Source organism: Marinobacterium sedimentorum (assembly GCF_024267675.1).
Lineage (GTDB): Bacteria > Pseudomonadota > Gammaproteobacteria > Pseudomonadales > Balneatricaceae > Marinobacterium_A > Marinobacterium_A sedimentorum.
In genome coordinates, this window is record NZ_JALDYX010000062.1 from 1 (window position 1) to 10721 (window position 10721).

The window sequence follows — 10721 nt, forward strand, 5'->3', positions numbered from 1 at the left end:
TTTAACCGCACCGTAACGCTGCGCGATTCCTGGGTGAAGATTCAGGCCAAGTAAGTACGCATTTAAACACGATAAAACGTCTGATCCCGGCAACGGGGTCAGGCGTTTTTTTGCATTCAGGGCTCGTCGTTTTGCGGTCTTGCTCTATGGACGTGTCGTTGTCAGTTTGAGCGTCTGGGGCTTTTTAGTTGGCACAGTCGACAAGGATTCCGATGAGAGCCGCCTGGTGTTTAACCGCACCGTAACGCTGCGCGCTCTTCGTCGAACGGACGGGGTGAAAATTCAGGCCAAGTAAGCTAAAAGCACGCACTGAAACGATCAAAACGCCCGGCTCTGGTGACAGAGTCGGGCTTTTTTGTGTTCAGGCCCACAGACGTTAATAGGAACAGACGTTTAGTCAGATAACCGCCAGCGCGTTATCTGTGCCAGCACCCAGTCGGGGTCATCATGGGGCAGGTCGTGGCCGGCAGCTTCATGGATGGCAAGCGGTGCCCGCCAGTAATTGGCGATGGCGGCGCTGCAGGTGGGGTTTACCAGCGCATCGTTGCGAGAACATAGGATGAGAGCAGGCGTAGCAGGCACACGCCTGCCGCTGCGATAGCAGCTCGCCGCGCCAAGCTGGCGTAATAAGTTGCTACGGCTTACCGGACAGTCCCGGGCGTATGTGAGCCAGTGCGCGAGGGTGGCATCGGTGTTGCGATGACAACTAAGGCGGTAGATCAGCGCCTCGCGCCCGGCGGTATCGAGCATTAGTGCCCGTGCGATGCACGCCAATGCGCTCGGGCGCAGGCGCTGCCAGGGCGGGCTCAGGTCACCCATGCTGCCGTTGATCAGCACCAGGCTGCCAATCTCTTCTGGATAGCGCAGCGCCCATTCGGTGGCAACCATGGCGCCCATCGACAGGCCAAGTAGCCGCAGGGGTGTATCTGTCTGTGCAGCTGGAGAGGGACGCAGTTCAAGGCGCAGATGCTTTACCAAGTCGATCAGGCGCACTGGGCTTTGTTGCCGATAGAGTTGGCCGTTGCCGGGCAGATCCGGGCACAGCACCCGTACCTGCAAATGATCCGCCAGGCGCTGACCAAAGTCGCCCCAGTGGCGCTGCTCCCTTACAAGGCCGCGCAGCAGCACCCAGCGGGGTAGCGTCCGGACATCAACCGGCTCGTTATTGTTTTTCGGGCCTAACCCAGAGGCTGTGCGCGGGATGAATTCTGTCAGTGCCCGGTTCATCTGTGTTCGCGCCCCTGGTACCAGCGTTGCAGTGCGCGCTGTTGCTGAATATCACGGGCGCTGCCCTCGGGCAGCCACTGCTGCCAGGAGCGCACCGCACGGATCATGAAATCAAACAGGGAGTTGTGATGGCGCAGGATACGGCGCTGCCGGTGTGGCACCAGGGGATTGAAAAGCCCGTTGAAGCTGGTGAGCTGGCGCAGGTTCTTGCGTACCCAGAGCCAGGAGCCCAGTTCCAGTGTCAGTGGCAGGAAGGCCGGTATCGGCCCCGTGCTGTCGGCGTGGCGCAGCAGATGCTGATGATACAGATGGTCCCAGAGGTCGCCATGGGTGCGGTACTGGTGGCACTGGGGTTCGAGCAGATAGCGATGGTGTGGATTGGCTCCTTCGTAGAGTTCCACCAGGGCATGTACTTCGCCGAGCTGCTCCAGCGGCTGCGTGCTGCCGGCATAGGGAAACCACAGGCGGTCGCGCATGCCAAAGCCGGAATGGCAATCCAGCGACAGGCAAAAGGGCGAACTGGCGATCTCGCGGTTCACCAGGGTACAGAGCGCCGCAGATTCCACCTGCATGGCTTGATCAAGCGCACCGCGATACCAGGGCAGCCAGGCCCCGATACGGTGGCCCGACAGCGGCCAGGCGCCCGGATGTTCGGCATTGTGCGGGGCATTGCGCATCAGGTCGACTCCCTTGCCGTTGGCGCGTGATCCACGCGCCATGCCGGCGGGATTCAGCAGCGGGCAAAACACCAGGCGGATATGTTCAAGGTCCAGCTGCAGTCCCTGATCCCAGGGCAGCCGCGCCAGCAGCGCATCAAGCTGAGTCAGCAGCAGCTGGGTACCTATGCGCTCGACACCGTGAATGCCGCCGCACAACAGCAATACCGGCGCCGCTGGATCCGGATTGCCAAGTCTCAGGGCATAGAGCGGATAGCGATCGGCGCCGTCGGTTACCTCTGTAAGTATTTCTACATCCAGTTGCTTGGCGCCGCGAGCGATCAGCCGTTGCAGCTCATCCAGTTCAGGCAAGGGGCGCTGCAGGCTCGGCCCGGACGTCATAGGCCCTGGAGCCGGGAACGCGGCCGGCAGCAGGCGGGGGCAGGAAAGATTGTCAGATACGGGTTCAGCGGCTGCATGGGTGTCCGGTAACAAAGGCAGGTTGCTGCAAGATGGCAGCAAAGCGGTTTCACGCTTATAGGCCTGCAGTTTAGCTGCTATGCTCGCGGGCGTTGGCAGCTTCACAAAGGGTTCACACAGTGGTTTTGAGCAGGGTGCGATCGGCAGCTAAGGGTGTCTTAGAGGGGCGCTTGGGAGATGCGGCCAGGGCGATGAGCGCAGTGGCCGTGATGGCTGTACTGCTGTTCGCGGCGGGGTGCTCCACGCAGGACGGGTCGGTAAGGTCCGGGACTGAGGCGGCCGCGCAGTCATCAGCAGGTGGCGAGCAGCCTGAAGTGCCTGCGCAGCAACCAGGCTTGCAGCCAGAAGCGCCTGTGCAGATGGAATCCGCTCAGGCCTCTTCAATTAAGGCGCCTTCCCCCAAGGTGAAGGCTACGGCAAAAGTGCCGGATACCGTTGCTAAGCCTGGTGCACCGCAAGCGGCTGCGAATAGAGCTGGCGTGGCCGAGGTACAACGCCTGGCGCTGCTGCCCGCTGACGTGCTTGAAACCTCGGGGCTGGCGCAGATTGAAGGCCGCCTCTGGACACTCAACGACAGTGGCGATGATGCCGCTATCTATCAGCTCTCAAGCGATGGCCGCAGTATCGCCAAGACGCTCTATCTGGCAGGGGCCCGCAATATCGACTGGGAGTCCCTGGCGGTGGATGCGAAGGCGCTGTATATCGCGGATTGCGGCAATAACCGTGGCAGGCGCGCAACCCTGCAGCTCTATCGGGTCGCGCTTGATGTGCTCAGTGCACCCGATGGCAGCCGGGTTGAATATGACGTCAGCAACTTTCGCTACGGCCATCGGCTTGAGGTCAGCGCATCCGACAGTCATAACTTCGACTGCGAGGCCATTACGGCCGTGGAAGGCGAGCTCTGGCTGTTCAGCAAGAACCGCGGGGATGGGCAAACAGAGCTGTATCGACTAGACAAGCAGGCACGAGAGCAGGCGCTGTACCCATTTCGCAGCTATCCGGTGAACGGGCTGATTACGGCGGCGGACTATGATCCGGTATCCAGGCGGCTGGTCTTGCTGGGCTATAGTCGTGAACGCCTCTTTGGACATAGTTTTATCTGGATTATACCGTTATTTAATAGTGCCGCTGGTGTTCAAAAGCTGGCACCGGACTGGAGCAGGGCGCAGCGTTACAAGCTGAGCACCTATGCCCAATGGGAGGCCATCAGCTGGGATGGCCCACAGAGGCTTGTCCTCAGCGCCGAGCGCAGCCCCTTGTCGGACGCACAGCTGGGTGAAATTCGCCTCGATGTTCAAGGCGTGCCACTGGCCCCCGTGACGGACCCGGACGACGCGGCCTTCTGGTAGTAAATCCGGGGCGCCATTGCGCAATCAATTGATTTATAATGGCGTCCATACGTGCTGCGGGACTGGCCTCAGGGCTCTTGAACCGTTGGCGGAATCCCGAATCTGACTCAAAAGCTGGTTTGATGCTGCAAATCTATAACACTCTGAGCAAGGATAAAGTGCCCTTCGAGCCGATCGACGCGGGCAAAATTCGCATGTATGTCTGCGGCATCACGGTGTATGACTTCTGTCATATCGGCCACGCCCGGGTCATGGTGGCGTTCGACGTGATCACCCGTTATCTGCGTGCGCGCGGCTGGGATGTGACCTATGTGCGTAATATCACCGATGTGGACGACAAGATCATCAAGCGTGCGGCCGAAAACGGCGAGACACCTGATGCCCTGACCGGTCGCATGATCGAGGCCATGCACGAAGATGAAACCCGTCTGTCGGTGCTGCGCCCGGATATGGAGCCGCGTGCCACCGCCCATATGGATGATATTCTCGCATTGGTGCAGACACTCATCGACAAGGGTTTTGCCTATGCCGCCACTAATGGTGATGTCTATTACCGGGTTGAGAAATTCGACGGCTACGGCAAGCTGACGCGTCAGAATATTGATGAGCTGCGCTCCGGCAGCCGTGTCAATGTTGAAGAAGCCAAGGAAAGCCCGCTGGACTTCGTGCTCTGGAAAGCCGCCAAGCCCGGTGAAGTTAGCTGGGAGTCGCCCTGGGGTCCCGGCCGCCCGGGCTGGCATATCGAGTGCTCGGCGATGTCCAAATGCTGCCTGGGCGATACCTTTGATATTCACGGTGGCGGCCCCGACCTGCCGTTCCCGCACCACGAAAACGAGATCGCCCAGTCGGAAGCCGCCAACGGTGTGCAGTACGTCAACACCTGGATGCACGCGGGCCCGGTACGGGTCAACAGCGAGAAAATGTCCAAGTCCCTGGGCAACTTCTTCACCATCCGTGACGTGCTGGAAAAGTACGATGCGGAAGTTGTACGCTACTTCCTGGCCAGCGTGCACTATCGCAGCTATATCGATTACAGCGAAGACAGCCTGAAAGAAGCCCGCAGTGCGCTGGAGCGTTTCTACCAGGCACTCGGCTCGGTGGAATCTGCCGACGCTGAGCCGGACAACGACTTTGAAACCCGCTTTTACGCCGCCATGGACGATGACTTCAATACACCCAGGGCGCTGGCGGTGCTGTTTGAACTGGTCAGCGAGCTGAACCGCGCGCTACGTGAGGGCAGCCTGGAGGCCGGCAAGCTGGCCGCGCAGCTCAAGCGTCTGGGTGGAATTATCGGGCTTTTGCAACAGAACCCCGATGCCTTCCTCAAGGGTCAAGACCGTGCCGGCGAGCTCAGTGCCGAGCAGATCGAGGCCCTGATCCTGCAACGCAAGGACGCCCGCAGCAACCGCGATTTTGCACTTTCGGACAAGATTCGTGATGACCTGGCGGCCCAGGGCGTGATCCTCAAGGATGATCGCTCCGGTACCAGCTGGTACCGCGAGGGCTGATATCAGTGTGGCAGTGAGTGATCAAGGCGGCCTGGGCCGCCTTTTTTACACCAATGGCTTTATACCCAAAGCAGTGCGTTTCGCGCACCCGCGTTCAGTTTTAATTCACTCAGGTTTCTTACCCTTGTGGGCATGACTCTCATACTCTTCTGCAAGCACCCGCGCCTCGGTGTTGGCAAGCAACGCCTGGCGCGGGTCCTCGGCCAGCAGGGCGCCTTTCGTATCGCGGATATGCTGCACCGGTGCGCGCTGGCCCAGCTCGCCAGCTGGCCGGGCCCTAGCGTAATTGCCTGCGCCGATGCCGCCGATTGCGACAGCTATCGAGCCGAGCATCCCTGGGTTGATGCGGTGATTGCCCAGCAGGGTAACAACCTTGGCGAGCGTATCAATCATGTGGAGCGACAGTTGCGGGCAGCAGGGCATGAGCGGCTTATTATCATTGGCTCGGATATGCCGGAGCAGACCCCTGATCAATTGCTGGCGGCCGCCGAGAAGCTCGCTCAGCATGACATAGTGCTGTCCGCCGCTACTGATGGCGGAGTGACGCTGATGGCTGCCGCGGTGGCCTGGCCGGAGCTCCATGCACTGCCCTGGAGTACGCCAGAACTGGGGCAGGCACTGGTAGAGTGCTGCGAGCAGGCCGGGCTTTCGGTCGGCTGGGTGGCGCCCTGTGACGATGTTGATCTGGTTGCAGATCTGCGCCGGCTACGCACATCCCTGGCCGCTGATACGCGCGCGCCACAACAGGCGCTACACAGTCTTTTACAGGAATGCCTTTGATGGAACCGATTCGCAGTCGCGACTGGTATAGCACTCCAGAAGGTCAGGCCCGCGGCTATATTCGCCCCCATGCGCTGCGAGAGTTGTGGTTTCACACCGGTACGGCCTGCAATCTGAGCTGTCCCTTCTGTCTTGAAGGCTCAAAGCCCGGCGACAATCGCCTGCAGTTGCTGAAACTGGCAGATGCCGAACCTTTTATCGACGAAGCCGCCGCAATGGGCGTGGAGCAGTTTTCCTTTACCGGCGGCGAGCCCTTTCTGGCGAAGGATCTGGTGCGCATACTGCAGCGGGCGAGCGCAGTTGCGCCCTGTCTGGTGCTCACCAATGGCACCGATGCCCTGCACAAGCGCATACATCAGCTGGATGTGTTGCGTGACTCAGACCATCCGGTGAGCTTTCGTGTCAGCATCGATTCAATCGATCGCGCTGAACATGATGCGGGCAGGGGTGAGGGCAATTTCGATCGTGCCTTTGAGGGTTTGCGCCTGCTGTACGCCAGGGGCTTTCATGTATCCATAGCCCGCCACATGAAGACGGATGAAGACAGCTCCATGGTCGCTACCGGGTACGCAGCCTTGCTGCTAGAGCAGGGCTTGCCGGCGGATCTCACCCAGGTGGCCTTTCCTGATTTTCTGCCCCCTGGCAGTCACGCCGATGTGCCGAGCGTTACGACAAACTGCATGACCCAGTTTCAGAGTGAAGCAACTCGGCGCAATTTTATGTGCGCTTTCAGCAAGATGGTCGTCAAGCAGAACAACCGCATGCGGGTTTACGCCTGCACCCTGGTGGACGATGACCCCGAATATGATCTGGGCTCAACCCTGCATGAAGCTATGGAGCAGCAGGTCAGCATGAAGCATCATCGTTGTTTTTCGTGCTTCCGCTATGGTTCATCCTGCAGTGAAATCTGAAGCAGCCATGGCGAAGGTCAGCGTCATTATCCCGATCGGGCCTGGCGAGTCGGGCCCCTTTGCGCTGCTCAATGCGCTGGTATTGCTGCCGCCGAAGTGGGAAGTGATATTCGCGCTCTGTGAACCAAGGGATGATCTCGCGGTATATTGTAACAAAAGAGTTTATACCGTTATCTCATTTCAAGGCCGAGCGCTTCAAATGAACACCGCGGCCCGAGCTGCACAGGGGGAGGTCCTTTGGTTCCTGCATCTGGACTCAATACTGACGATCGATATGATATCGGCGTTGCAGCGGGGCCTGAAAAGCGCGCCTGCAGCGCTGCAGTATTTCCGCCTCGCCTTTGACCAGGATGGTGCGGGGCCGACCCGGCTCAATGCCTGGGCGGCTAACCTGCGTTCGCGCAGGCTGGGTGTCCCTTTCGGGGATCAGGGGCTCTGCCTTAGCGCACAACACTTCCATGCCCTCGGCGGCTACCCCGAGCATGCGCCCTATGGCGAGGACCACCTGCTGGTGTGGCATGCCAGACAGCGGGGAATCCGCCTGCATGAACTCGATGCTACCCTGTGCACCAGTGCGCGCAAGTATCGCGCCAGAGGCTGGTTCCGGCTCACCGCAGTCTATCAGTGGCGCTGGATGAGCCAGGCACTGCCGCAATATATCCGGCTGCTCGGCTGCCAGTGGGCTAGGCGCCGCTCTGTTAAGTCCGCTCCATAAATTTTGTTGACCCTGTAAAAATGCTTATTCGAGCCGCCCGACTGGTTTAGAGTCTGAGGCTCTTCACCAACAGCACAGGCCCACGTCATGAGTGCGTCTAAGGTTGCCCGTATTGAAATCGAATACTGTACCGGCTGTCGCTGGTTGCTGCGGGCGGGCTGGATGGCCCAGGCGTTGTTAAGTACCTTCGAAGGGCAGCTCAGCGAGGTGGCGATACAGCCAAGCGCGAATCCCGGCACCTACCAGATTCGTTATAATGGCGAGCTGATCTGGTGCCGAAAGCGTGAGCAGGGCTTTGCGAAGATCAAGCAGCTCAAGCAGCGTGTGCGCGACAGGCTGGATCCTGACATGAATCTCGGACATCTGGATCGCTGACTGGCCAGGACGCTGCAGTCCGGCGCACGGCGGGTTGCGCCGGTTCGGCTGTATCCGTAGCGTCAGGCAGTTTGACCCTGTGTTTTCAGGCCCGGGGGTTGTTATTCATGGCGTTCTGCGGCTCTATACAGAAGGGTGAAATCTGACTGGTTTTACAAGGCTGTAATTCTATCCGTTCAGATCTGAACTGTGGCTGGAGCGCCTGTGCTACTTGCAACTTTGATCAACACACTGGTCGTCGTGCTGGCGATCATTATCCACTACGAATTCCTGTTCCGCATGACGTTGCTCGTGCCGAAACTCAGGGTCAAGCACCGATTCAGGATAGTGCTGGGAGTGTGCGGCGCACTGCTGGCCCATGCCATCGAGGTATGGATCTTTGCTGTCGCCTATTACGTGATGCACCGCAATCCCGGCTGGGGCGAGCTGCAGGGCAATTTCAGCGGCAGCTTGCTGGATTGTGTGTATTTCTCATTTACGACCTTTACCACCCTGGGGTTTGGCGATATTCAGCCTGTCGGTCATCTGAGGTACTTAACCGGAATCGAATCGTTGACCGGTCTGGTGCTGATTACCTGGACGGCCTCTTTCCTGTTTGTCGAAATGCAGCGCTACTGGGATTCCCGCTAGCGAAGCCTGCGCCCAAGGCTGCGAGCAGGTAATGGCCGGGCGGGAGAGGGAAGGTGCCTGCAGGGAGGTGTCGGTGCTGTTGATCCCAAAGGCCTGCCGTCCTTGGCCGACGGCAGGCAGGGCCAATCAGTCGTGCTCAGCCCTGATCAAGCTGATTGGCTGCTTCCAGGGTATTTTCCATCAGGCAGGCCACCGTCATGGGGCCAACACCGCCGGGTACCGGGGTAATCCAGCTGGCGCGCGCAGCGGCTGTATCGAATTCGATATCACCCACCAGGCGGCCGTCATCCAGACGGTTGATGCCAACATCAATAACCACAGCGCCGGGCTTGATCCATTCGCCTTTCACCAGCCCGGGTTTGCCAACGCCCACTACAACCACATCAGCGCGGCCGACATGCACTGCCAGATCCTGAGTAAAGCGATGGGTTGTGGTCACGGTGCAACCGGCCAGCAGCAGCTCCAGCCCCATGGGGCGGCCAACGATATTGGATGCACCAACGACCACTGCTTCCTTGCCGTGAAACTCGAAGCCGGTGGACTCCAGCAGATGCATGACGCCCTTGGGTGTGCAGGGACGCAGGGCAGGCAGGCGCTGAGCCAGACGTCCGAGGTTAAAGGGGTGAAAACCGTCAACATCCTTGTCCGGGCGAATACGCTCCAGGATTGCATTGGCATCGAGCTGTTTGGGCAGTGGCAGCTGAACCAGAATGCCATCAACCCCAGTGTCTGCGTTCAGCCTGTCGACCAGCTCCAGCAGCTCCTGCTGCAAAGCGGTGGCGGGCAAGTCGTAGGACACCGACTGAATGCCTACTTCCTCGCAGGCATTTTTCTTGTTGCGCACATACACGTGGGACGCGGGATCAGCCCCCACCAGAACCACGGCGAGGCAGGGCGCTCGCTTGCCTGTTTCGGTGCGCTTCTTTACACCCTGGGCCACTTTTTCACGCACTTGGGCTGCAATCCGTTTGCCGTCAATTATGTTTGCAGTCATCGCTGGGCTGTATTCCTCGAGGCGGGTGTTAGTTAACTGGCGCGGATTTTCTCATGGTTACAGGTGCGCGGCCAAGCGGCTATTTCGTTAAATGGGCAACGACTGTTACCTTGGGCCGTTTTCAGATACCGGGCCGCGTCTGAAAATTGTGCTTTCGCAGCAATAGCCGTAAATTCGTGGCTATTCTGTAACCAGTATGATTTTACTGAAAAAATCCATACTTTTTAGTTGACGTCAAAAAATGCCGGCCGTAGTATATGCCGCTCCTTTGGACAGGTCGCCCGCAACCCTGGTTGCAGAAGCTCTGTTTAAAGGCGGGAGCAATGCGCCCGTAGCTCAATCGGATAGAGCAACGGCCTTCTAAGCCGTAGGTTGCGGGTTCGATTCCTGCCGGGCGTGCCATTAGGCAAGTTGCTTATCCGGTAAAATGCTAGAAAGTGTTAAAAATCAGGCAGTGGTGGGCGTAGCTCAGTTGGTAGAGCCCCGGATTGTGATTCCGGTGGTCGTGGGTTCAAGCCCCATCGTCCACCCCATTCCTGATAGCTGTGCGGACGTGGTGAAATTGGTAGACACGCCAGATTTAGGTTCTGGTGCCGAAAGGTGTGGGAGTTCGAGTCTCCCCGTCCGCACCATGTTTGTCTGTAACGCTGTGGTGGGCGTAGCTCAGTTGGTAGAGCCCCGGATTGTGATTCCGGTGGTCGTGGGTTCAAGCCCCATCGTCCACCCCATTCCTGATAGCAGGCATGGGTAATCAGTATTTAAAGAATCGCGAGATTCACAGGCAAACCGTTTCAATGCTGGGTCTGCAGGGATCAGTTTTTCGAATAGATCGCTGTAAATTCAGACTGGCTTCATCGCAGTGGTGGGCGTAGCTCAGTTGGTAGAGCCCCGGATTGTGATTCCGGTGGTCGTGGGTTCAAGCCCCATCGTCCACCCCATTCCCGCGCCTTGCGTCGGGACGATGATGCTGAACGCTTAAGAAAACCTGCGGTGTAACAAACAGGCGCCTGCCTGCTTAAAAGTTACCCTGCTTGTAACGCTGTGGTGGGCGTAGCTCAGTTGGTAGAGCCCCGGATTGTGATTCCGGTGGTCGTGG

General features: G+C 58.9%; 10 protein-coding genes and 5 tRNA genes. 12 read left to right on the forward strand and 3 right to left on the reverse strand.

Annotated features, from left to right (window positions below):
* Window positions 1-393: 393 nt before the first annotated feature.
* A complete protein-coding gene (locus MRS74_RS23065; RefSeq protein WP_254582638.1) occupies window positions 394-1227 on the reverse strand; it encodes an alpha/beta fold hydrolase in 834 nt (277 codons plus the stop codon).
* A complete protein-coding gene (locus tag MRS74_RS23070; RefSeq protein ID WP_254582639.1) occupies window positions 1224-2285 on the reverse strand; it encodes a M14 family zinc carboxypeptidase in 1062 nt (353 codons plus the stop codon). The genes MRS74_RS23065 and MRS74_RS23070 overlap by 4 nt, the downstream gene beginning before the upstream one ends.
* Window positions 2286-2842: 557 nt before the next feature.
* Here MRS74_RS23070 and MRS74_RS23075 point away from each other — a divergent pair.
* The 7 genes from MRS74_RS23075 to MRS74_RS23105 all read left to right on the forward strand — a co-directional run bounded on the left by MRS74_RS23075 (window position 2843) and on the right by MRS74_RS23105 (window position 8631).
* Window positions 2843-3712, forward strand: a complete 870-nt coding sequence (locus MRS74_RS23075) for a hypothetical protein (RefSeq protein WP_254582640.1) — start codon at window positions 2843-2845, stop codon at window positions 3710-3712.
* Window positions 3713-3834: 122 nt separating this feature from the next.
* The gene (cysS, locus tag MRS74_RS23080) at window positions 3835-5220 is read left to right on the forward strand and encodes a cysteine--tRNA ligase (protein WP_254582641.1); all 1386 of its coding nucleotides are present in this window, start codon (window positions 3835-3837) and stop codon (window positions 5218-5220) included.
* Window positions 5221-5352: 132 nt separating this feature from the next.
* Window positions 5353-6000, forward strand: a complete 648-nt coding sequence (locus MRS74_RS23085) for a TIGR04282 family arsenosugar biosynthesis glycosyltransferase (protein WP_254582647.1) — start codon at window positions 5353-5355, stop codon at window positions 5998-6000.
* Window positions 6000-6911: a radical SAM protein gene (locus MRS74_RS23090; protein ID WP_254582642.1), complete on the forward strand. Its 912-nt coding sequence runs from the start codon at window positions 6000-6002 to the stop codon at window positions 6909-6911. Before MRS74_RS23085 ends, MRS74_RS23090 begins: the two co-directional genes overlap by 1 nt.
* A complete protein-coding gene (locus MRS74_RS23095; RefSeq protein WP_254582643.1) occupies window positions 6901-7626 on the forward strand; it encodes a hypothetical protein in 726 nt (241 codons plus the stop codon). Before MRS74_RS23090 ends, MRS74_RS23095 begins: the two co-directional genes overlap by 11 nt.
* 87 nt (window positions 7627-7713) lie before the next feature.
* Complete coding sequence (locus MRS74_RS23100; RefSeq protein WP_254582644.1) at window positions 7714-8001, forward strand: Rdx family protein; 288 nt, start codon at window positions 7714-7716, stop codon at window positions 7999-8001.
* Window positions 8002-8205: 204 nt separating this feature from the next.
* On the forward strand, window positions 8206-8631 hold the full coding sequence (locus MRS74_RS23105; protein ID WP_254582645.1) for a potassium channel family protein: 426 nt from the start codon (window positions 8206-8208) through the stop codon (window positions 8629-8631).
* A gap of 136 nt (window positions 8632-8767) precedes the next feature.
* On the opposite strand, the gene folD is transcribed toward MRS74_RS23105, so the two are convergent.
* Entirely contained in the window at window positions 8768-9625 is an 858-nt protein-coding gene (gene folD / locus MRS74_RS23110; RefSeq protein WP_254582646.1) for a bifunctional methylenetetrahydrofolate dehydrogenase/methenyltetrahydrofolate cyclohydrolase FolD, read from the reverse strand.
* 325 nt (window positions 9626-9950) lie between these two features.
* Between folD and MRS74_RS23115 the strand changes: the two genes are divergently transcribed.
* The 5 genes from MRS74_RS23115 (at window position 9951) to MRS74_RS23135 (ending at window position 10563) form a co-directional block, all read left to right on the forward strand.
* Window positions 9951-10027, forward strand: a tRNA-Arg gene (locus tag MRS74_RS23115).
* A 55-nt stretch (window positions 10028-10082) separates the two neighbouring features.
* A tRNA-His gene (locus tag MRS74_RS23120) sits at window positions 10083-10158 on the forward strand.
* A 14-nt stretch (window positions 10159-10172) separates the two neighbouring features.
* A tRNA-Leu gene (locus MRS74_RS23125) sits at window positions 10173-10257 on the forward strand.
* Window positions 10258-10277: 20 nt separating this feature from the next.
* Window positions 10278-10353, forward strand: a tRNA-His gene (locus MRS74_RS23130).
* A gap of 134 nt (window positions 10354-10487) precedes the next feature.
* A tRNA-His gene (locus MRS74_RS23135) sits at window positions 10488-10563 on the forward strand.
* The last annotated feature ends 158 nt before the right edge of the window (window positions 10564-10721 follow it).